Raw genomic sequence first — 22,488 nt, 5'->3', positions numbered from 1 at the left:
GACGAGCAGCTCTGGTAACCCATAACTACAACAACCCTAACGCTGCGCGCCGAGTAACCCAGGCGCCTCCCAGAGCCGATTCCGTCGGCAGGATACAGGTAGGCCCCTATCAACCGTGGCGGACGAGTCGAAGAGCGCGAGCGACTGATTCGGACCGAGAAAATACCGGCCCAACACCGGCACCGCTGAGCAACTGCCCTACTAACGGAACGAGCTCGAACAGATCAGGAGAACAACTCGATGGACCACACACTTTTCGAGCGCTACTCACCTGCCATCCGCAGGCTCGGCACGGCGGGCGCCAACAGTCCCGAGCTCGTGATTGAAAACACAGGCAGAGACATCCTCAGGTATATCCCTTTCGAACACGTCAACGCTGATGCCAAGTTGGTCATCGTGGGCATCACCCCAGGCCCCAACCAGCTGCGATTGGCGTACGGCGAAGTCCAGCGACTAATGGCCGTTGGCATCCCGACTGCAACGCTGCTTCATGAAGTGAAAAAACTTGGTGCATTCGGTGGCAGCGCCATGCGCCCAAACTTGCTGCGCTATTTGCGGCACTTCAAGTTCGACAAGATCCTGCGCATTCCAAATGTAGAGTCCCTGTGGGAAGAAAACGCCGACTTGTTCCACGGAACCTCGGTCATACCTCACGCGGCCTTTACAACAACGCCTGAGGGCGGCGAATCCATGTTTGCGGGCTCATTTGCCTACCTGATGGCTTCCCCTTTATTTCGAGAGTGCTTCATGGACTGCTTCGTCTCCACACTCCGCGAAATTAACCCAGACGCCCTGTATATCGGCCTGGGCGATTGCCCCGAAGACGCGTTGCAATGGTGCGTCGATAACGGGTATCTGCACGCCCGGCAGTTTCTGGGTTCTTTCTGCCATCCTTCAACCAGTGGCGGCAGCGCACCGAGTGTGTATATCAGAGATAAAACACTCAGTGACCTGAAGCCAGCAGACCCTGTACGTCACAGAGTTGCGAAACTCGATCGGGCCTATGCGCGAATGGCTGGCGCAACTGCGTTGCTTCTGTGCGGAGCTGCGCCAATGTCGGAACCGCCACGCGCCGTCCCTCTACCGGATAGTACCCAAGCTGCCCTTGCCCCACCGCCTCCGGCCAAGCCAGCCCGCAAGACCGTAGCTGTCCCATGCGATGAATTCACCAATAAGGTGATCAAGCAGATTGAACAGAGCGGATACGTGCTCGTTAGGGAGAGCAAATACCTTGCAGAGTTTTGCGCTGCCGGCCAGACGGTCTATTTATTGAAAGCAAGGACCCGCATCAACAACATCTGTCTGATGGTTCACCCCAACATCATCAGGGGGCACTTGGTAGATCTGCTGGCGGAAATCGCCGTCAGCACAGGCCATCGACACCACTCAAGCATGTCGAAGTTTCCATCGAAATTGCATAATGGCAAGCAACCCATCACTTATGGCTGGCTTGTGAGCATTGGCGGCCTGGCAGACGTCAATGCTGTGGTGGAAGGCCTGCTTGAAATAAAACCGGCTACAAGCTGAATTGTCGTTGTCAAAATGAGCCGAAGTTTGCGCTTGGCAGGCCCATCAATCTGTTATGGAAGAACACAATGAGCGAACACATCTGCGTGCGTTTCCCGACCCCGAATTTCGACCGGCTGCTGGAAACCTTGCCACTCAAAGGCGCGAAGGTATTCAAGACCGGTTCCAGTTCAACTATCTTCGAGAAGGGTGACAGTTTGCTGCGGCTAACCCTGCAAGGCAGTGGCCATAACTTCCTGGAGCAACAATCGGCTGCGGGTAACCCAAACGTGGTCAGGGTACTGCACAACTATGGTGCGGTGGCGTTATCGGACACCTACGAGTCTGGCCCTGAGGTAGAGTTCTACTGGCTAGCGCAGGTCGAGCGCCTGGTTGATATTGAAGTGGGCAGCGAGCCTGTTCTTGAGGCTTGGCTTGCGCGATTCGATGAAGAGGGGCAGCCTGGCTCGAGGGACTTACCCGTTGTTGCACAGCAATGTCGTGAACTGGCGCGCGCTCACAGGCAGTATGCTGGGTTGATGGAAACGCTGGCGCTGGCGGCGGAGTTTCCGGGGATTGAGTCGATGGACCTGCGGCTGAGTAACTGCATGCGACGGCCTTTGACCGGGGAGTTGGTTTGGACGGATCCGTTAGATGATTGTTTCTACGAACCAGACACCAATGTGGAAATTTCACTGGATGTACTCTTCGCGCTTCTCAAATGACGGGTAATCTAATCCATACACACGTTTTCGGGCCACGTCTTGCCAGGCCTATGTGACCAGCTTTTTAATGAATTTTGGCTCTTCTCAGTGAACATATGCTCAGACCCATCTGGCACGCTAAATCTCCCCTGATTTTCTAGCTGCTGCGACAGGGAACTTTGGGTCGTCATTAGCCGGTCGTGGCAGACTGAGATCGACCCAAATGGACGGTAGTAAGGGATTGGGCTCCAAGCTTTGCGGGAGCGGGCTTGCACGCGATGGCATCATCTCAGTGGTTCGCAGTGTAATCCTGCTTACGCCGTAGATGCTGAACCGTCGCTCCTGGCTGTGGATTCATCGGGCGACATCGCTGCAGGGTTATCACCCGTCGTTGCGCTTAATGGATAGCGCTGATAACGCTTGCTTCACCGTCACCCTAGTCGATGGTGAAAACCCTTTGGTAATGGCATTGCATTGCCGCCAGCATGGCAGCCTGATGAGCATCGGCCGCGACCTCTCCCCACGTTTCCTTCGAATAGATCAAGTCCATTTTCAGGGAGTCAGGTCGCTTCTCGTACGCCCGCTTGTTGAGGAATCGCTGGCGCTTTTCGTTGTAGGGCAGATTACCGTACTCCGAGTTGATACTGCGCGAGACAAGCGCGAGATTGCCAAAGCGGTCCAGCCAATCCCGCGAGACCGTGTTGGTATCGATCGCCTGTGGGGTCTGCGGCGAAATATGCTCTACCGAGTTCTTCGCGGTGAAACGGAAATTGCCCCAGAACTCATGATCACGTTGCTGTTCATACCAAAGCACGAAGTCCAGTTTATAGAACCAGTAATGCGCAAATCTGACGCCATGGTCCTCCGTCAGCACAGCTTCGAACTGCAGCGCCGAAGCGGTACGCCAGGGATCGTCCATGAACCGGCGGCTACGTACGACCAGCGCAGCATCCGTCACTTCTCCAAGCAGCTGGTTATCCAGATGGCATAGGAAGCCGTAGTACCGCTCGATTTCACCGCCACCACCCCGCACGGTGTGCGCATGCTTGTGGATAAAGTACAGGAAGGGGGTCAGCCAGTAATGGGTGGTGATTTCCTGCGAGTGATACAGCATGCTCTGCAGCAACGATAGGCCCTGGTGCACGGCATTGTCGCGACTGCGATTGATGTAACGCTTGTCTTCACTGGCGGAAATCGAGGTGTGGCAGACCTGATGGATTTCGTCATCGCCCTGATCGACCCACTTGATCACATACTCGTCCCACAGCACACGCATGCGCCAGAGCAGATCAATGAACCCTTGCGCCCTCGCCACACGCTGCGCCGAATCCGCTGGCGCCAGCAAGTGGGCTTCAAACAGGGCGAGCAACTGCCGATCCAGCACACGCGGCAGATCCGCCTGCCCTTGCTCCTTCAGCCAGATACGCAACACATGAAGCAAGAAGAGTGGAAAGCCGATGATGCTCCGCGCCCAGGGGGCTTCTCCGTCATCCTCGGCGATTGCTGCCGGAGACGCGCCGATATCGGTAACAGAGCCGTCAACGATGGCCTGCAAGGTCAGGCGGTCGTAGCCATCCGTTTGCGCGGAGTCGGTCTTTCGATCGAGCAACCCGTGTACGGCGCCTGCATGGAGCAGTTGCCCCTTGTTATAGAGATCCCCCAGTCGGTGCGCCTCCAGCTGGGTTTCCAGACACAGATTGCGCTCGACAAAGCCACTCATGTCGGCACAGGCATTCCACAATGCCGCGAAACGGAAACGGCTTTCCGCGGGGATGTCCTGCAGCAACCTAGCCTTGAGGATCTCGTGGTGCTGTAGCTGGATACCACGGTTGTTGATGACTTCGAACAGCTTGTTCAGGTCCATGCCCTCAGGTACTTGCGTGAGCACCAGCGATACATTGCGATACACAAAGCTGGCCAGCGCCTTGAGATATTCATCATCAACAGGCCCGCCGTCCGCACGCTTGTAGGTCTGCGCGAAGGAGGCCATCAATTGCTGAGCCTCTCTCATGCTCTGAGTGTCGATGATTTCGCTGCTCGTCGCTTTCCCCCCCGGCATCATGCTGGCAAGGAAGTCGTTCACCTGCTCCCGGATTGAGAAGTGCAGACGCGGAATCGTCCTTTCCTTCAGCACAACCCTACTGAAGTCCTCCATCACCTGGCTCCATACCGGCACCGTGCTGAGCATCCACAACGTGGTGAAACGCTGCTGGCCGTCGATCAGGTCGAAGCGGCGCATGCCCTGATTGCGATCTTCATCGGTGGTTTTTTCCACCAACAGCGTGCCGCCCAGGAAGAACTGCGTGTCGCCTCGATCGAAAGCATTGGCGATGTCTGTCAGCAGTGTTTTGATCTGCTCATCACCCCACACATACAGGCGCTGGTAGATCGGCACATTGAAACACCACGCAGCGTCTTTCCTGTTGGCCAGCTGTTGCAGAGTGCAGAGGCTGGAATCAATGCTCATGGCGACCTCCATGGGAGGCTTTAAGAAACACCTCAAGCCATTGCGATTTGTCCGCAAGGTTGCGGCATTCAGGATCCGCCTGCACCTTGTAGAACGCCAGAACAGCCCGTTTGTATCGACCTTGCACACCATTCCCCACTTCAATCGTTTCATCGGCATACAACGATGCCACGGCCTGTTGGCGCTTTTGCAGAAAGTCCAGCACCTGTTTCGGATGGTAGCTTTGTGCGATCACATCCAGCAGGTTTAGCTCGGCCAACCTGAAGAAGTTGGCGGCGGTTTCCTGCTTGACCTGTTTTTTCTCCAGGCGAATTGCGCCCAGCAGAAACTCCAGGCGTAAGGCAAACGCGGTCAGTTGCTCGACTTCGAACTGATCCATGTACACCAGGCTGCAGAGCATGAAAATTTCGCGCAGATACTCCTGGTTGTTGCACAGCAGCTGTCGATATATCGCGCGGAAAAAACTCACCTGCGCGCACGGCGCAGGATCGTTCATCAGCCTCTGCAGCAGGGCGGCATACTTGTCTGCGTAGAGAAAGAAGCCCACGCCCTCATGAATGGGCTGGCGCAGTGCCATCGGCAAGTTCGCGGGGTTGTGGCTGATGCGCAGTTGACTGCCGTGCAGTACGTGCTCTCCGTCGCCCGTCAGCGTCAACGCAGTTGCCAGCCGATTGTGTCGGGTGGCGTAGAGCGGCACGCTGTCGACGCTGCTGCGGCTGTCCGCAACGTGGTTCCATGTGTCGCACTGGAACTCGGTCAGCAGCGTCTCGTGTCTGCCCGCTGGAGTTTGCGCACCGCGCCAACGCCGCGCACGCCAGAGAAAACGATTGAACAGGTTGGGGGCAAAATCCTGGCCGGGCGACAGTATCGCGGGTTGACGTTGCAGCGCCTCCCAGCGCTCGGCGCAGTGCTGCTGCAGGGCTGTCTTCAGATCGCCCTCAGCGTCTGCGTGATCGATCGCACGCAGGTGATAGGCCTTGAGCAGGTCGGTGGCCCGCAGAGGCACGCCGCGATTGTTCTGGGTATCGAAAAAGGTGAAGGCAAGGTCGCTGCTGTCCACCTCGATCACCGTCAGACGAAGCTTTCCGATGATCTCCGGTGCAATCGGCTCTTGCTGCTTCAACGCCTGAATCCCTTCACGGATATGTCGTGCGGACTGCCCCGAATAGCTGAGCACCTGGCCCGCTGGCAGTGCACCGGTCGCGCGGTGATACAGCAGCGACAACGCCGTGATGCGCTGCTGACCATCGATGATGAACCTTCTCGATTGGTGCACATCGCGATGCAGCAATACCGCGCCAATGTAGTAAGGCAAGGTTTTGTCCGGCTGGCCTGCGAACTCTGCGAGATCACTGGTCAGTTGCAACAGCTTGTCCGGGCCCCACACGAAGCCGCGCTGATAACTGTCCAGTGCCAATGGCCAACCTACCTTTAGCAGATCGTCGAATGCCAGGGTGCTGACCCGGACAGGAGATTCATGCGTCATTTATCTGCTCCCCTGCTCAGCTCTCTTCCCAGCGTTTGCGCAACGTCCTGATCCGGGCATCTCCCCGCAGCGCACGCCGATCCGGTCCACAGAGCGCGACCGAACCTTCCGGTAGACCAAAGACTTCCTCGATGGCTGCCCGAATGCTGCTGACCTTCGCATCCGAACGTGCGGCCCGATAGCGCGCCGCCCTTCGCTCGGCAGTGGCCACGGCCTGGTCTGCACCCTGCTCATCCTCGGCATCTGGTTCCTCGACATCCCAGTCCTCGTCCTCTTCATCCCCCTCTATAAGTTCCGGATCATCATCGGCCTCTTCCGCCTCTTCGGCCTCAGCGGTCAGGTCAGCCAGGCTCTGACCATTGGGATACCAAGTGCAGGCGTCCTCCTGCTCCCATACCAGCCCATCCTCGACATGAAAGGTGCGCAGGGCTATGGAGGACGAAACGTAATCGCTGAACCGCGACTTCACCGCTGGCAACCGCTCGAAGCCAGCGCCCAAGGCCAGTAGAACCTTATTAGGGCCGGCAACCAACAGGAATTCAGACCAGCTCTGCTCACGGAAATTGACGCTGGCAGAAGCGTACATGTAAAGGGTTGCGCGAAGTGATGCGTCCTGTTCGGCCAACTGGGTCAGTACCTGCATCACAGTGCGGTAGATACTAAAGCCCGCATTTTCGACGGAGTGCGAGTCGACCTCGACAGTGGGCAATGGCGACCCTTTGTTGACGAACGAGAGCTCCGATACCGATTTCTTGATCATTGCATTCTTTCCTTGAACAGTTCGTGGGCGGGAACGGGCGCAGTTTGCGCCCAAAGTCCCCGCTTTTTCGCAATCCCTCTGATTGAGGACGAAGATGTCATGCTCGACAGTGGCAAGTTAGGTGATGAGGATGAACAGCCAGCGGAATCACTTCGTTTGTGATCGCGTGATTGGAAAGTCCCACGACCTAAGAAACAACCGGATAACAAGCATCACCCCATAGCGTTTCCGGGTTATCCAGCATCAGCAAAATAATCACCGGCACCAACTTGCCGAGAAGGTTTGAGCAGTCGCGCAGCTGATCCCGGTTCACACTGCTGTTCCAGGTTGCGCCCCCATGCATGACCTGGTTTCGCAATGTATAAATTCGATTGAACAGAACGCCGAGCACTGCTGGGGTATTGCGGTTGGCCAACGCTTGCTGCGCTGCTCGCCGACCGCTGGCAAAGCGCTCGGTCCACTGTTGCTCGCTGATCTTGCCGTTCTGGTAATCCCAGAAGCTCTGGAACACGTAGGGGTTGTCCAGCAACGCGCGAATGCTGCCGGAGAACGCGGACCAGACCAGATTCTCGATCAGGTTGGCCGTGTCGAGCGCGCAGAGTTTGTCCAGGAACGCCTTGAACGTGGACTGCTCGGAAAGGCGGTACTGCTCGTCAATATCGGTGGCGTAGGCCGAGTTGAAGGCGATCCACAGGAAGATAAAACGCCCATCGACATCGTCAGCTTGCTCGGCACGATTGAGCCAACTCAGCGCCCGATGAACACGCAAGGTGAGGTTGGGATGATGACTTTCACGTTCCTGTCGATGACGGGTCTTGAGTGCTTGATGGTCCATGGGGTGCCGATCCTTGAGGTCATGGGCAGTACGTCAACAGATTGGGAGCGTCTGAAAACTTTACATATTTTTGATTAAACCCAGGCATGGGTAGAGAAGTTTCTATCGAGAGCCTGAGAACCTGCTCCATTTGTTTACCTGTACGGACAAACAACATGGACGGGGGCTGTGGTTTTGCTTAGGGTATGGCCATTCGATATTACCTGCAAGGTGGTCTGCATGAAGCGCGAACAGTTCCTGGCGCAACCTGAAGTTGAGTCCTTCATCGCATGGCTCGCAACGAACTTGCCGACGTTGACGTTCAAGCTGCGCTTCAAGGCGAGCAAATTTGTGCCGGGCGGTTTAACCGCTGATGTCCAGGGTTTCGAGCAGATTCTTGAGCAATACCGCTGGAAAGCAAGCTGGCAAGATACCCATCAAAATTCGGTGGATTCACAAACCTGGGCTGAAACTCAACGCTCTCTCGGACAACTTCGCGAGTGGCTGACGAGTGCGGTCAACCGGGGGGACGAACAACAAGCGCTTCAGGCGTGTTTGCAGATTCTTCGTTGGGGTGGTGTCCGGGGAGCCATTCCATTTTTGCACCGGCTGGCCGAAAAGGGCGAGCTGTCGAGCTATCTGCGGGAAATGGCCGGGCTCATGTCGCTCGACGGCGACAATGATCTGAATGATCTCGACGCGATCAGTGTCGAGCGTTTCGATGCTGGCCTGACCAAGATTCACGCCTTGCTTGATCCGTCGGGGTCACCCATCTATGACAGTCGCGTCGGCGCAGCGACAGGCATGCTGTATTCATTGTTTCGCCAGCAATGGACGGGGAGCGGCAAACCTCTGCTGGCGTTCCCGTCCGGAGCCGCTCGTGGCAACCAGATCCGCAACCCGGGAGCGTTCTTGAACGGCTTGGCGGCGCCGCAATTTTCGGCGATTGATTATGCCGAATGGGCACGTTGGCAGGTGCGGTTGGGCTGGATTATCCGCGCCCTGCTCGAACGTACTGGCTGGTTTGCCGAACAAGGGGCGCTGCCCACGCGATGCCATGCCTTCGAGGCCAGCCTGTTTATGCTCGGCTATGACCTGCGGTGCTTTGATGTGACGCTGGCGACTGATCCGAAGGCCGCAGTGCCAGCGAGTGATCCGCAGAAAAGTGAACGTGAAAGCACTGGATGGGTGCCAACCGGGCATCCCTTCAGTCAGGTCCTAAAGGACTATCTGGCCTTCCGCCACAGCGGTTCGCTCGACAATAAAGCGTCCTTCACTGCCTGGCTGTTGGCCAACCCGCGCAACGAGAACCCGCTCACGCGTGCCACAGCGCAGGGCTACTGTTTCGCGTTTTCCATCGATGAATTCGACCTGTTTGGCCGGTCGCTCGAAGAACTCGAACGTATCGTCGTCGGTGGCAAGGATGGGTTGTGCGCTGCATTGGTGAGCGAGACATTGGAACCGTTCACCCTGGGTGATGAACGGGCAAGCGTCTGTTTGGTGGATGTGTTGATCACGGGCAATGCGTATCTGCGGGCGACGACTGAAAAGGCACGCATCGGCTACCTCTTGAGCGCCGGATATGCAGGTACCGAGAACTCTGCCAAGACGCTGATGGCGTTGGGGCGCAACGTGGGCAAGCACTTCGGGCTGCTCGATGCAGAACATTTGCCGACGACGTTGTTCGAGCAGTTTTTCGGCGGATGCTCGCTCGACGCCTGACTCACACACGACATTGAATCAGCGTGAAGCGTTCCTGGACGCTTCACCGTACTGGAAGCGACCATGCAAAGCCGGAACGGAATTCAGTTGTACTCTGCCTCAGATATCTGCGGTTTTCTTGAGTGCCAGCACCTCACGGCGCTGGACCTTCAGAACCTTGTAAGCCCTATGGAAAAAGCGGCGGCAAGCGAGCAGAACCGTTTGATCCAGGACAAAGGTCTGGCCCATGAAGCGGCCTTTTTCGAACGGCTGAAAAACCAATACGCCAACGTTGTCGACATTGCCGAGGGCAATCCGAGTTTCGCGCGTCGGGTGGTACTGACCATCCAGGCCATGAAGGCCGGTGTCGATATCATCTTCCAGGCGTCGCTTCAGGAAGGCGCCTTTATTGGCCATGCCGACTTCCTGCGCAAAGTGCCGCGGGCGTCGGCGCTGGGCGACCACAGCTATGAGGTGATCGACACCAAACTGGCGAAAACGGCCAAGGCCAAGTTCCTTGTACAGGTTGCGCTTTATTCACGAATGCTGATCTCGATCCAAGGTGTGCAACCAACGTTTATGTATGTCGTACTCGGTGATGCTGCGCGTACCGAGCAGGCATTTCGGGTCGCTGACTACGCCGATTATCTGGAGCATGTGCTACAGCGTTTCGAAGCGTTCGTGAACAGTGCCGAGCGACCCGTTACTTACCCGGAGCCATGCGGGCATTGTGGGTTCTGCGCCTGGCTTGATCGCTGCGACGAACAACGACTGCAGGACGATCATCTCTCGGCGGTAGCGGGTATCAGCCGTTCGCAAATCAAGAAGTTACAGAGTGCCGGCGTGACCACATTGCACCAGTTGGCGGACAGTACTGACGACCTGCGCATTCCTAAACTGCAGACAGAGTCATTGAGCAAGTTGCGGCATCAGGCGCGTTTGCAGTTCCAGGGGCGTTCCAGTGACGTGCCGTTGTTCGAGCTCCTGCCTGTCTTGGGTGAACGGCGTGGTTTCCATCGGATGCCCAAGGCGGTCGACGGTGATCTGTTCTTCGACATGGAGGGCAATCCGCTGGAGGAGGGAGGGCTGGAATACCTCTTCGGTCTTTACATCGACGAGTATGGGCAGCGAACCTTCAAACCGTTCTGGGCGCATACCAGAAATGAAGAAAAGATCGCCTTCGAGCAGTTCATCGACTGGGTCATCGGGCATCTCAAGCGTTACCCCGACGCTCATATTTACCACTACGCAAGTTACGAAGAGACGGCCATCAAACGCCTGATGAGCCAGCACGGCACGCGTGAAGCTCAAGTGGACTGGTTGCTGCGCAACGGCAAGCTGATCGATCTGTACAAGGTCGTTCGCGAAGCGATCCGGGTGTCCGAACCCAGCTATTCGATCAAGAATATCGAGCATTTCTACATGGGCCGACGTGACGGCGACGTCACCAATGCTGGCGCGAGCATCGTGTTTTATGAGCGATGGAAAGAGACCGGCGATTCGAAGTTGCTTGAGCAGATCGAGCGTTACAACGAAGACGACGTGCTATCCACCTACCTTCTGCGCAACTGGTTGCTGGACATCACGCCGTCAAATGCAGGCGCTTTTTCAGGGGCTGCCGCCGAAGGCGAGAAGTCAGTCGTGGAGCAAAAGGAAATCGAGATTCTTCTGGAGAATTATCACGATCGTTTACTGGGTGGTCTGCGCACCGACGAAGAGGCCATGAGTGACGAGGAACAGGTCACGTTGCTGACCTTCCAGCTACTCGACTTCCACCGCCGCGCCGATAAGCCGACGTGGTGGCAGCTTTTCAGCCGGCAGGACATGACAACCGAGGAACTGCTAGATGATATCGAGAGCCTGGCCGGTTTGCGGCGCACAACAACGCCGCCTGAACCGATCAAGAAATCATTTTTGTTTGAGTACAGCTTCGATCCTCAGGAAACCAAAATGCGCAGCGGTTCTAAAGGGGCCATCAGTGAGTCCCTGAACGCGGTACAGCTGGTTCATCTGGACTATGAAAAGTGTCTGGCGACATTCCAGGCCACCGTGAATAAAGCTCCGCCTGATTGCTTCGACATGATTCCTGGCCAGCCGATTCCGACTAAATCGCTGCGAGAGGCGCTGTATCGATATGCCGACAACGTCCTGGCTGGCGAGCAGCGCTTCCAGGCGGTTACCGACTTTCTGTATCGACGCGCCCCGCGGGTGAAGGGCGCCAAGCCGGGTGCACCACTGCTTGATTCAAGCCTGCCGACGATTGATGCCATCAAGCAGGTGGTGCGAAACCTCGAGCACAGCGTGCTGTTTATTCAGGGGCCGCCAGGCGCAGGCAAGACCTACACCGGCTCGCAAGTCATCGTTGACTTGCTCAAGGCGGGCAAGCGCATCGGCGTAACTTCCAATTCGCACCACGCCATCAATAATCTGTTGGCGGCCGTTGAGTGTCGTGCACAAGAAGAGGGATTCACTTTTGAGGGATTGAAAAAGTCCTCGGAGGGAGAAGGCACGGAGTTCACCGGCCGCTGCATTCGTTCCATTGAGGACAAGAGTGAGTTCCTCGATGCCTGGGGGCCGAACATTGACTTGACGGCCGGCACTGCCTGGCTATTTGCCGATCCCGCCTTCACCGAGCAACTGGACTACCTCTTTATCGACGAGGCTGGTCAGGTAAGTGTGGCGAATCTGGTCACGATGGGCATGGCTGCTCGCAACATCGTCCTGATGGGCGATCAGATGCAATTGTCGCAACCGGTGCAAGGCGTGCATCCAGGCCGTTCCGGGGACTCTATCCTCGACTATCTGCTGAATGGCACGCCCATCATCGCGCTTAATCGTGGAGTGTTCCTGGCGCAAACCTGGCGGATGCACCCCAAGGTTTGCTCATTCATTTCGCAAGCTGTGTACGAAGGGCAACTTTCCTCGGCGCCTGGTACCGAGCGACGGGTGTTGTTACTGGATGGCCAACGACCGGATGTGCCGGACAGCGGGCTAATGTTTTGCCCTGTGGCGCACGATGGCAACAGCCAGAGTTCGGACGAAGAAGCGGAGCAAGTCAAAGCGCTTTTCGCATACTTCTTGCGGCAGCGTTATGTGGATAACAAGGGCGTCGAGCACGCGATATGCATCGAAAACATCCTGGTAGTAGCACCCTATAACCTGCAAGTGCAGTTGTTGAAACAGGTGCTGCCAGCGGGCGCTCGTGTCGGCACTGTGGATAAGTTTCAGGGGCAAGAAGCGGAGATTGTCATCGTTTCGATGGCGACCTCGAATGAAGACTACCTGCCCAGAGACATTGGTTTTCTGTACTCGAAAAACCGCTTGAATGTGGCCGTCAGTCGGGCGAAGTCGCTGGCCTGTATCGTCGCCAGCCCTAATCTGACTGCCATTCGCTGCCTTACTCCGCACGACATAAGCCTGGTCAATGGCTTGTGCATGGCTGTCAGGTACGGGACGACTGCCAATGCTGTCGCGCTGTGTGATTAGCGCCTACAAGGATCTTGTCATCTATCTGGAACAGGGAAGAAAGTAATGCCAATCTCGCCCGCTCTACTTCCTCTGCTGCAAAAGACTTTGGCCCCGACGGGCTATTGCGTTGACGACATAGAGGGACTCGACCTGGGGGACTGGCACGCTTCAGTGCTTCTCGACAATACGCAGTATCTGTCGTCGTTTGACCCGCTGGCGTTCAATGACCGAGATCTTGCAGGGGACACACCACTGGACATCGCCTACCGGCTGAACCGAATCGTCCTGATCGAGAAGCTGGAGGCACTCGGTGCCGTGGGGGACAAGCAACGGCGGGACTGGAAAGGCCTCGGCAGCTTCATGCCGCACGATAAATACATGCATCTGCCCGCCAGGCAGGGAAAAATCAAAACCCTTGAAACGCGTTTTCGGCTAGGCGGTAGTCTCAACCATCGTGATGTGGACGGAAATACGCCTATCCATTGGCTCGCAATAAGCGGCCACTTCAAGGCCGTCAAGTACTTCACTGACAACTACAATATGTTCGAACTTGATATGAACGCGAAGAACAACGAGGGCAATACCGCTCGAAATCTAGCGATCCTCAATGGCCATCACGACATAGCGCAGCAGCTGCTGATCCGGGAGATCAACAACTACATAAGTGCTGCGCGTATCTGGCACGAGATGTCGGCCGGGTGGACATGGATGTTGCCGAGTCGAAATGACTGACGGACAGCGATTGACTCGGGGGCAACACGCCTTCGATCAGAGGCTTGAGGATTAGTCATGCATGAGCCAGGGTCGCAGCTCCTTGAGGTTGGTTACCACGATTTGCTGTGCTTCGGGGTTGGTTGCCTGGTTTCTCGGGTCGATCTGATAGCGTTGCAATACATACTTCACCAGAGCCCTGCGACTGGGCACCACTAGCTGGCCATCAATCATGCCGAAGTCGGTTTCGATGATCGACTTCTGCGCCGCGTTCAATCGCCCATCGGCTGTAAAGATGACTGGTATCTCGGTATTCCAGTCTTCATCCAGCTCTCGTGTGTTTTGCGATTCGTCGAGCAAATCCGGCTGACCCCGCAGGCGGCTGAGTACAAAGTCGCGGTACTGGCCGTTCTTCTCGCAGTAAGCCCGCACATGCCAGCGCATACCGGTGTAGACCAGCGTGTGAGGGGCTATGAGGCGAATTTCCACGTTAGGGGTATTGAGCGATACGTACTCGGTTTCCAGGCGCAGGCCATCGCGACAGGCCTTGAGCAATGGGCGCAGGACCTCCGGTCGAATCGGGCGATCCGGGACTTCCAGCACCTTGGTGTGGGCGTAGGCCAGGGCGAGCCCATCAATGTGCGGAGCGCGTTCATTGTTCTGGTAAAGCAGGTGCAAATAGGCGCTGGCGCTGTCGTCGATGAACAGTGGCGTGAAGGTTTTGCTGGGCACGTAGCCTTTTATTTTTTTGTCATATGTAAGATTTTTAGGCGCATGTTCTGTGATGTAGGTGTTGATGTCCTTGGACGCCTGCTGACGGCTGATGCCGAAGCTCTGCATCAAGTGTCCCGTGGTCAACCGGCCCTCCCACCAGGCAACGGTCTCAATCAAACGATAGCGAAGTGCCAGGTCCCAGCGTACCTGTTCGATGGACTGCTTGCGTTTCATACCCTCTCCATGTGCGCGAATACTTTACCTGTATAAGTCTACATTCTAGACCTGTCGTTTAACACTACATATCGTGTGACTGTCTTCAAAATGAATTGAAGTCACGAAAGGAAGTGGACATGAGTATGTCGGAAGCGGTTTCGACAGGTGCATTGCTGATGATGGGAGCAATCCTGCTGGTGCTTCTGCATCAGTGTCTGCGGTTGCATGAGCTCTGGCAGGTGGCTCTGGGCTGCCAGAAGAGTGTGCGCTGGGCGCGGATCTGGGAGATGGAAAACCGCGAACTGCGTTCGGCGTTGCGAGCCGAGAAAGAGCACGTCCAGCAGTTGCAAAGAAAGCTGGTGATTCTGCAGGAATTGATCCCTGCAGAGGGATAAGGAAAAGGACATGAATAGACTCGAACGGATCAAGGGCTGCCTGCTCGGCGGCGCCGTCGGTGATGCGCTAGGCGCCCCAGTGGAGTTTCTTGAGTGGTCTGCAATTGAAGCTAAGTTCGGTCCACAAGGTATCGTTGATTTTGCCCCTGCTTTCGGTACCACCGGCGCCATCACCGACGACACGCAGATGATGCTTTTCACCGCAGAGGGCTTGCTGCGGGCGTTTGTGCGCGGCAGCTCACGAGGGACTTGCCACGTCCCCAGCATTATTCATCATGCGTTGCTGCGCTGGCTGATAACCCAGGACTACCCTACGGCGATGCCGATCGGCGTGGACGGCTGGCTGATCAAGCAATCGGAGCTCTGGTCTCGGCGCGCCCCTGGCACTACTTGCCTAGGTGCACTAAAGGCCAGTCCGCGGCTGGGCGCTGTGGCCGAAAATAACAGCAAAGGTTGTGGCGCCTTGATGCGCGTTGCGCCCTGCGCCTTCTTTGCAAACGCCTTTGACTACGCTGTCCAGTCAGGGCGCCTGACTCACGGACACCCTACGGGCTACCTGGCGGCCGGGCTGTTCGCCGATATTCTCCAGCGCATTGTCGATCGGCAAGACAGCCTGGAACACGCAGTCACTCAGAGCCTGGCCCAATATGGACAAGTGCCCGGTATGGAAGAAATACGGAGCCTCATTGAGCGCGTACTTTTCTACTTTTACGAGGGCTACCAGCCCACTCCGCAACGAATAGGCGAGCTCGGTGGCGGATGGGTCGCCGAAGAAACGCTGGCTATCGGATTGTGGTGTGCCCTGGCAGCGCCTTCGTTCGAAGAGGGCGTTATCACGGCGGTGAATCACAGTGGCGATAGCGACAGTACCGGGCTCATCGCCGGGCACTTGTTGGGTGTTCAGTATGGTGCTGCAGCGATTCCTACTCGGTGGTTCGAACAATTGGAACTGCGCGAAGTAATTGTGCAAATCGCCGAGGACATTGATCGCGTTCCGCGTGAGTACTGTGGGTATGGCGGAGAGTTCGATTTGCAGATCGAGCTGGCGTATCCCGCTGGCTGAGAGCGCTGATGGAGACGACTATGGATAATTTTTAGGAGAGCTGCGATGCCTATAAAGCCCAGGCCATTTACGTTTGTGTGTGGTGAATGTGGTTGGAAGAAAACGGTGGCACCCCGGAGTGATGCACTGGGATCGGGGGAGTGGTTCAAGCAGTGCCCGAAGTGCGGGAGCGAATCGTTGAAGATGCGCGATGCGGGGTGGGTTGAGCGGACGTTAGCAGAGTTGTTTATGCGTCTCTAAGTGCATGTCCAGTGATATCTGGGTGGTGCCTCATGGCAAAAGGCCATTCGTTAGCGAGACCATAGGCACTTTGCCGGGTATCATTTCTTTTTTTTGTCACCCCTTGCTGAACCCCAAAGGACACTCTGCCATGAGCCAATCAGACGGATTTTCTATGACGAACGTTTCCGAGCCGATGCTTAACGATGAAAAAGAGCACGAGCGCCAAGCAGATCTGCTGAGCCAAGTCGCATTCGCTGACTCCGGTAGTGCGCCCAAGGCTGTAGAGGTCATTTGGAGCTTCATTCGTTCCTACGACCAGCATCGCCACGAGGTGCCCCTGGATCAGTGGCTCACGCATGAATTCAACAAGTATCCGCATCTCTGGGAAAACAACGCCGAAGTCGAAAGTGTCGCGAGCACGCTCATCGAGTCGATCACGCGTACCAATCAGCATAAAGAGTCGTTGCAACGACATCTCGACAAGGGGAAAAGCACGGCTAACTGGCTGGCCAAGGAGCTGGAGCAGGACGCTCAGGGCAATCCCGACCTGAATCTGGACGAGTACGCCGGGCATGTGCAGGACATGCTGGAGTCGGCCAACGTATCGCTGATGCAGACACTCAAGCGGGATGTTCGTCACACTACGGTACCAGCCGGCGTCGCCATTGTCGGTACGACAGTCACTACGGAAAAACAACCGACTATCTGGGACGAAAACTCCCGTTTGGCCATTGCCAAGGACATCAACAATCAGGCATTGCTAAATGCGGCGCTGAATGCTTCCTGCCATGGTGCCCGCATCCTCGGGCAGCGCACCTGGAACTGGATGCGTGGCCATGAAAACGCACCGGTCAGTGTCGCCCTGCAGGAATTTTTCGACAGTTCGCTGAAGTCCACCCGGCATATCGGTGCGCAGGTTGCCGTTTCCGGTGGCGTGGTGATTGCTGCCAAAAGCGGTTGGCTGAGTTTTTTCCGCAATACACCAACCGAGGTGATCGCGACTACTACCTATACCGGCCTGGAGCGTTCCAAGGCGTTGTATAAGCTGGGGCAGGGCGACATCCTCGCCGATACCGCAATCAATGCCATCGAGCAGACAACCATGGTGGCGGCTCGCTCGCTGGCGCAAGCAGTCGAACAGAAAGGCACTCAACTTGGCGCCAAATGGGGAGCTGCGTTAGGTTCCGTTTTTGGTCCTGGAGGTACGGCTGTGGGTGGTCTTGTTGGCGGCATTGCCGGTGGTTTAGCAGGGAAGGCGGTGGGCACGCTTATTGAAAAGGGTGGCAGAAAGATTGTCGAGGTTGCCAGCAAGGTTGTTCGGAAAGTGACGGAAACCATTAAAGAGGTTGGCTCGGCCGTAGTAGATAGTATCAAAGGCGCGTTTAACTGGGTTTTTGGCTGAGGCTTTTTCATGAAAAGCAAAAAGAATTTCGAAATCAAGCTGGAAGAGCATTTTCTGGCTGGCGCTCCCGCCATCTATATCCAGTCCGCCGAAGAGGCCCGTGTCGATCAGTTGCTGATCCGACTTCAGGATAAGCTCGGGCTCAAGCGTATCCACGAGTGGAACCTGGGGCATGGTTGGGTCGACTTCGACAACAAGCGCCCACTGAGTAATCTCGAGTCAGGCAAAACCGAGCTGGAACACGCCCTGTTAGCACTGTTGCACGCGGACCTGGAGCAGTCACTGATCCTGATCAAAGGCGCTCGACTCGCTCTAGAACACAACACGCTCGCTATTGCACGCCTCAAGCAGTTGCTGAACCTGATCGAACGTCATCACGCTGGCGAGTGCTCAGTCATTCTGGTCTCGGAGGCGGTGTGTATCCCTGCCCCGATCGAGGCCCAAGTAACCTTGCTCGCCCTACCGCTGCCGGATCGCGAGGAAATCAAGGCCTTGCTGACGCAGGCAGCAGCCCGCGGGCAATTGTCCGTGCCGGAAAATCTGAATGATCAGGTGGTTTCAGGACTGAGTGGACTGACCATCAGCGAAATCGGTCAGTTGCTAAGGATGATGGCCCGGCAGGCCGCGACGCTGGATGAGAGTGCATTAAAGATGATTCTCCACGAGAAGGAACATATTATCGCCAAGAGCGGTGTGCTGGAGATGGTCCCTAGCGTGGTGGAGTTGGGCGATATCGGTGGACTGGAGAACCTGAAACATTGGCTGGAGCAGCGCTCCACCATTATCCGTCGGCTGGACGAGGCCACTAAACGGGGAGTCAAGGCACCCAAAGGGGTGTTGATCGCCGGTATGCCAGGTTGCGGTAAGTCGCTGACAGCCAAGGTCGCAGCCAGCCTGTTCCAGTTGCCCCTGTTGCGTTTGGATATCGGCTCATTGCTTGGTAAGTATGTCGGCGAAAGCGAGCACAATATGCGCCGTGCGCTGAGTATGGCCGAGACCGTTAGCCCCTGCATTCTCTGGGTTGATGAGTTGGAAAAGGCTTTCGTTGGCATGGGCGGCGGTAATGCTTCGGAAGTGACGGCGCGCCTGCTGGGCTACTTCCTAACCTGGATGCAGGAAAAGACCGGGGCGGTGTTCGTTATCGCCACCGCCAATGACATCAGCGCTTTGCCACCGGAGCTGCTGCGCAAAGGGCGTTTCGACGAGATCTTTTATGTGGGCTTTCCCAATGCCGTGGAGCGGGAAAGTATCCTGAAGATCCATTTGGGCAAGTCGAACCAGACATTTGCTGAACTGGAGATGTTGAAGCTCGTAAAACTGTGTCGTGATTACTGCGGTGCTGACATCGAGAATGCGGTCAATGAAGCCTTGGCTAATGCCTTCATTAACGGCAGCGCATTGACTCAGAAATTGCTGGAAGACGCGATCCAGTCCACCATCCCACTGCGCGAAACCCTGCGCGATCAGGTCGGCAAGTACGAAGAGTTGTTCGAAAAACTCAAGTTGCGCCCGGCATCTGAGTATCAGGGGCTCAGTGTGGCACAGATGATCAAGATGGCTGCCGACCCTAACCATGTGAAACGTGAGGAAGTCGCGAGTAACCCGGATTGTCCGGACGATCAGCTAGAGAAGTTGGCAATGGATTCGCAGCGCACAGTGATCAAGGCCGTTTACGAAAACCCGCGTTGTCCCGAGCGCTTGCTGTCGATTCGCATCAATATTCCCCTGAGCAGCCCACAGTACGATCTGGAGCTACTCGAGCTGGCCTGCTTGAACGGCAATGCACCGGAAGATCTGCTGATTCGCCAGATCAATGACGGTACTCTTGCCAAAGAACTGCGCACCAAGCTGGCAAGCCAGGCGAAAGGGACAACTCTTCAGCAGAAGCTGGCAGCCGATAGCGATGCGCTTGTTCGTCAGGGCTTGGCAAGTAATAGGGCACTTCCCGAGCAAGTTCTGGAGAAGTTTGTGTTGGATGACGATGCTGACGTAAGGAGGGCGGTGGGCGGCAACTTGATTCTGCCTGAATCCCTGCAGTTTAAGCTGGCGGTGGATGACAACATTTCGGTTGTCGCTGCCCTGGTTTCTAATCCATCGCTTGGAGCCAATGTAAAACTTCAACTCCTTGAGAAGGGCGCAAGCAAGATCAAGCAGGCATTTGCCAGACGTCCAGAGTTGACGGCGGCAGAACAGCAAATGTTGCTGAAAAATGCCGACAATCCCTTAAAGCTTGTCCTTGCCGCGCACCCGAAACTTGCCGAAGCAATTCAAGTCCAGTTAGCTACTGACTCCAGCTCCAAGGTGCGGATCAACCTTGCCAAAAACTTACAAGTTACCAGCGAGGTTCAGGAAACGTTGGCTAACGATACCAACGCTGATGTGAAGCTCGCTTTACTCGGAAATCCAGCTCTATGCCTAAGCGAGGAAGCCAAGCTGAAACTGGCAAAATTCAAGATAGAAAACAACTCGCCAGCCGCTAGAATGCTCAATATTCATCGTAATTCGGGACTCTTTGGGAACATCGCAGCCACTCTGTACTCAACGGAGAACTAGGAGTGTTCTGAAGCGTTTCTGAATTACCGATTACGAAGAGCGCGAATTTGCGCAACGGCATTTAGCGATAACTTAGTGTTGGTAAATGGCGGTACTCGGCTGCCAATCGTTGGGTCTCATCGATGTCGGTGGCATAGGCAGCATTGAAGGCGATCCACAGAAATACGAATCGCCCGTCGACCACCTCGGCCTGCTCGGCGCGTTGCAGGCAGCTCAAGGAGCGGTGACCCTACACTGGACGGCCTTTTCCGTAAGCTGGACAACATACCGACTGTGTACGGTAGGACGGGACGCGAAATAAGTTCGATGGGAAAAAGGGCCGCTCAGGAATTCCGGGACCTACCGACAGACTTGGGGCTGGAATCTGCGTAATTGCACAGACTTGACCACCCATTTGCACTGCCAGAGACCACCCGTTTGCATTCGACTTGACTAATGAGACCGAGAGAGGTCATCACGCTGACCCCAAACGCAAAATCAAGCCTTTAAGATCTCCCATTCTGGACTGTCGCGCAGTCCAGCACGGATATATTTTCGCATCAAGCACCTTTGTAAATCAGAAGCTCGACCTTGAGTTTGGTCGCCATTTCCAGAGCTGCTGGGGTGAATCCACTAGCGCTATAGACGATAAAACGGGTGCAACCGTAGTAGTGCCCACCTGAGTGCGCCTGCATTACGGCTTCCACACCTACCGTTCCAGCGTAGTTCTTGCATTGGATTCCGATTTTTTCGGTATTCGATTGAGCAAGAATGTCTATGCCAAAATCACCCGTTGCGCTCGTTTCAGACACGGCATAACCGATGACCCGATAAAGCTCAAACACGGCTTTTTCAAGGCTCAATCCCACTGCAGTCGAGCTTGGTTTCACCACAACCTTGGAAGATTGGCTCAGCAAGCGCCCAATAATGACACCCTTGTATGCGATGTATCCTTTATGAGGCTCACCAAACTGGGATTTCATAACCTTCAGTATTTTATCGAAATTCAGCTCACCCGTTGCGTACCGGATATTTTGAGTAGAAAAGACCTGAATAATTGAATCCCGTTTCGGGACTATCGACTGAAGCGCCGTCTGGAAGTGACCTATTTCATAACAAAAATCCCTAAAACCTTTTGACATGCGCTCCAGCACATCTTCGGATAAATCACCGTTTCTGTGGAGATTAAAGCTAGCCATATACCACTTAAAGCTTTCAGGCTCAGTATATTTCTCAAAGGTTTCCGCCACATTTTCACTTTCTAGCAACGTCACTAACACATGAAAGCGTTGGGTAATAGTAAGCTCAGAAACGTCGTAATCTAGATATTGCTCTAGGTCAGGCGGTAACTGGCACAATAATGCATATTCAGCCAGTTTCTCTTTAAATTCGGGAAAGCCACTTGTAACGTCAATCCACCATATCGCGTTCCAAATTTTAAAAAACTGTTCAGGTATAGCGGTAAAATTTTCGGTGATTTCGGATAATTTATCCAAAAATGGTTCGACGTTGATGCATGAAATGCTTTTGGGAATATTTCTGCCGTAAAATTGGTAAGACATTTCAACTTCCTTGAACTGAAAAATCGTCAAAAGCGCGCCAACCACGCCTGCACCGCATCAGCTCTAGTATCACCGAGGGATTTTTATGAGCTTGAAACGAGCTGGATAACGTTGATGTTGTCGGGGTAAGAAGTGGATGTGGCGATGCGGTCCACTTCGATGGTCGTATTATAGTATCGACCCGTCTTGGCATCCTTTCGCTCATTGAGTCCATAGGCATGGTTCGTGTACGAGCAAGCCACAAGGTAAACCGCGGTGTCATCTTCACGTCCAACAATCGCTACCCAATGATCCCCCATCCCACCCTCTTCGAATTCAGCCTTCTCCTTCACACAGAGAATCGCCACCGAGTCAGTGAAATTCATCGTTGCCAGAGACTCAATGTTGGAGGGAGTAACCACCGAGGACACAGCAGATCCATCGGTCATCACCTCGAAGCAGGTAGCGATAAACGCTTGCTTGACCTTGGCGTCTGTCGCGTTCCTGAGCTTCCCGAAGTCACTACCTTCGCCCAGTACGAAATTGTGAAGGGATGGCGTGTTACTAATCACCCGCCTCCAAAAATTTGAGCTCCTGTACGCAAAATCTGAAGCTTTTTCGCTAGGGCTTCTCAGTGCTTTGTACGCATTGAACAGAGAATAAATCAGACACAGCCCATCAAAGTGACCCTGAGCCAAGATCCGTTGAATCGGAGTCGATTTCAAATCTACTTCCTTTCTCTCTATGCCAAATCTGAGGCGCTGGTAGACGCCTCACTCCAACCCC

At 55.3% G+C, this 22,488-nt stretch carries 17 protein-coding genes; 9 read left to right on the top strand and 8 right to left on the bottom strand.

Going from position 1 to position 22,488, the window contains the following annotated elements:
* The first annotated feature begins 240 nt into the window (after positions 1-240).
* Positions 241-1,527 (top strand): hypothetical protein, encoded by a 1,287-nt coding sequence (locus tag BLU48_RS23885; protein ID WP_057025055.1) that lies wholly within the window; start codon positions 241-243, stop codon positions 1,525-1,527.
* Between the two features lie 68 nt (positions 1,528-1,595).
* Positions 1,596-2,231 (top strand): hypothetical protein, encoded by a 636-nt coding sequence (locus BLU48_RS23880; protein ID WP_057025054.1) that lies wholly within the window; start codon positions 1,596-1,598, stop codon positions 2,229-2,231.
* 415 nt (positions 2,232-2,646) lie between these two features.
* On the opposite strand, the gene BLU48_RS23875 is transcribed toward BLU48_RS23880, so the two are convergent.
* The 4 genes from BLU48_RS23875 to BLU48_RS23860 all read right to left on the bottom strand — a co-directional run bounded on the left by BLU48_RS23875 (position 2,647) and on the right by BLU48_RS23860 (position 7,758).
* Entirely contained in the window at positions 2,647-4,677 is a 2,031-nt protein-coding gene (locus tag BLU48_RS23875) for a DUF262 domain-containing protein (protein ID WP_057025053.1), read from the bottom strand.
* A complete protein-coding gene (locus BLU48_RS23870) occupies positions 4,667-6,163 on the bottom strand; it encodes a DUF262 domain-containing protein (RefSeq protein ID WP_057025052.1) in 1,497 nt (498 codons plus the stop codon). Before BLU48_RS23870 ends, BLU48_RS23875 begins: the two co-directional genes overlap by 11 nt.
* A 16-nt stretch (positions 6,164-6,179) precedes the next feature.
* Complete coding sequence (locus BLU48_RS23865; protein WP_057025051.1) at positions 6,180-6,923, bottom strand: hypothetical protein; 744 nt, start codon at positions 6,921-6,923, stop codon at positions 6,180-6,182.
* Between the two features lie 187 nt (positions 6,924-7,110).
* Positions 7,111-7,758, bottom strand: a complete 648-nt coding sequence (locus BLU48_RS23860) for a HEPN domain-containing protein (RefSeq protein WP_057025050.1) — start codon at positions 7,756-7,758, stop codon at positions 7,111-7,113.
* Positions 7,759-7,977: 219 nt separating this feature from the next.
* Here BLU48_RS23860 and BLU48_RS23855 point away from each other — a divergent pair, with 219 nt between their 5' ends.
* From BLU48_RS23855 to BLU48_RS23845, 3 genes are all read left to right on the top strand, one after another.
* Complete coding sequence (locus BLU48_RS23855; RefSeq protein WP_057025049.1) at positions 7,978-9,459, top strand: hypothetical protein; 1,482 nt, start codon at positions 7,978-7,980, stop codon at positions 9,457-9,459.
* 63 nt (positions 9,460-9,522) lie between these two features.
* A complete protein-coding gene (locus tag BLU48_RS23850) occupies positions 9,523-12,924 on the top strand; it encodes a TM0106 family RecB-like putative nuclease (RefSeq protein WP_057025048.1) in 3,402 nt (1,133 codons plus the stop codon).
* Positions 12,925-12,969: 45 nt separating this feature from the next.
* Complete coding sequence (locus BLU48_RS23845; protein WP_057025047.1) at positions 12,970-13,638, top strand: ankyrin repeat domain-containing protein; 669 nt, start codon at positions 12,970-12,972, stop codon at positions 13,636-13,638.
* A gap of 51 nt (positions 13,639-13,689) precedes the next feature.
* Here BLU48_RS23845 and BLU48_RS23840 read toward each other — a convergent pair whose 3' ends face one another.
* Positions 13,690-14,565 (bottom strand): WYL domain-containing protein, encoded by an 876-nt coding sequence (locus BLU48_RS23840; RefSeq protein ID WP_057025046.1) that lies wholly within the window; start codon positions 14,563-14,565, stop codon positions 13,690-13,692.
* 119 nt (positions 14,566-14,684) lie between these two features.
* Here BLU48_RS23840 and BLU48_RS23835 point away from each other — a divergent pair, with 119 nt between their 5' ends.
* The 4 genes from BLU48_RS23835 (at position 14,685) to BLU48_RS23815 (ending at position 20,182) form a co-directional block, all read left to right on the top strand.
* Positions 14,685-14,942 (top strand): hypothetical protein, encoded by a 258-nt coding sequence (locus BLU48_RS23835; protein ID WP_057025045.1) that lies wholly within the window; start codon positions 14,685-14,687, stop codon positions 14,940-14,942.
* Between the two features lie 10 nt (positions 14,943-14,952).
* Complete coding sequence (locus BLU48_RS23830) at positions 14,953-16,005, top strand: ADP-ribosylglycohydrolase family protein (RefSeq protein WP_057025044.1); 1,053 nt, start codon at positions 14,953-14,955, stop codon at positions 16,003-16,005.
* Positions 16,006-16,375: 370 nt separating this feature from the next.
* Positions 16,376-17,629 carry a DUF1269 domain-containing protein gene (locus BLU48_RS23820; protein ID WP_231988999.1) on the top strand — a complete coding sequence of 418 codons (1,254 nt, stop codon included), beginning with the start codon at positions 16,376-16,378 and terminating at the stop codon, positions 17,627-17,629.
* Positions 17,630-17,638: 9 nt separating this feature from the next.
* A complete protein-coding gene (locus BLU48_RS23815; protein WP_082240434.1) occupies positions 17,639-20,182 on the top strand; it encodes an AAA family ATPase in 2,544 nt (847 codons plus the stop codon).
* A gap of 61 nt (positions 20,183-20,243) precedes the next feature.
* Here the strand turns inward: BLU48_RS23815 and BLU48_RS32395 are convergent, their stop codons facing one another.
* The 3 genes from BLU48_RS32395 to BLU48_RS23805 all read right to left on the bottom strand — a co-directional run bounded on the left by BLU48_RS32395 (position 20,244) and on the right by BLU48_RS23805 (position 22,427).
* Positions 20,244-20,399, bottom strand: coding sequence for a hypothetical protein (locus tag BLU48_RS32395; protein WP_156786506.1), 156 nt, complete (start codon positions 20,397-20,399; stop codon positions 20,244-20,246).
* 322 nt (positions 20,400-20,721) lie between these two features.
* Positions 20,722-21,723, bottom strand: a complete 1,002-nt coding sequence (locus tag BLU48_RS23810; protein WP_057025042.1) for a restriction endonuclease — start codon at positions 21,721-21,723, stop codon at positions 20,722-20,724.
* Between the two features lie 83 nt (positions 21,724-21,806).
* Entirely contained in the window at positions 21,807-22,427 is a 621-nt protein-coding gene (locus BLU48_RS23805) for a hypothetical protein (protein ID WP_057025041.1), read from the bottom strand.
* Positions 22,428-22,488 lie beyond the last annotated feature (61 nt).

It is taken from the genome of Pseudomonas synxantha (assembly GCF_900105675.1).
GTDB lineage: Bacteria > Pseudomonadota > Gammaproteobacteria > Pseudomonadales > Pseudomonadaceae > Aquipseudomonas > Aquipseudomonas synxantha.
The sequence above is the reverse complement of the archived record's forward strand: the minus strand, read 5'-3'. Positions and strand labels throughout refer to the sequence as shown.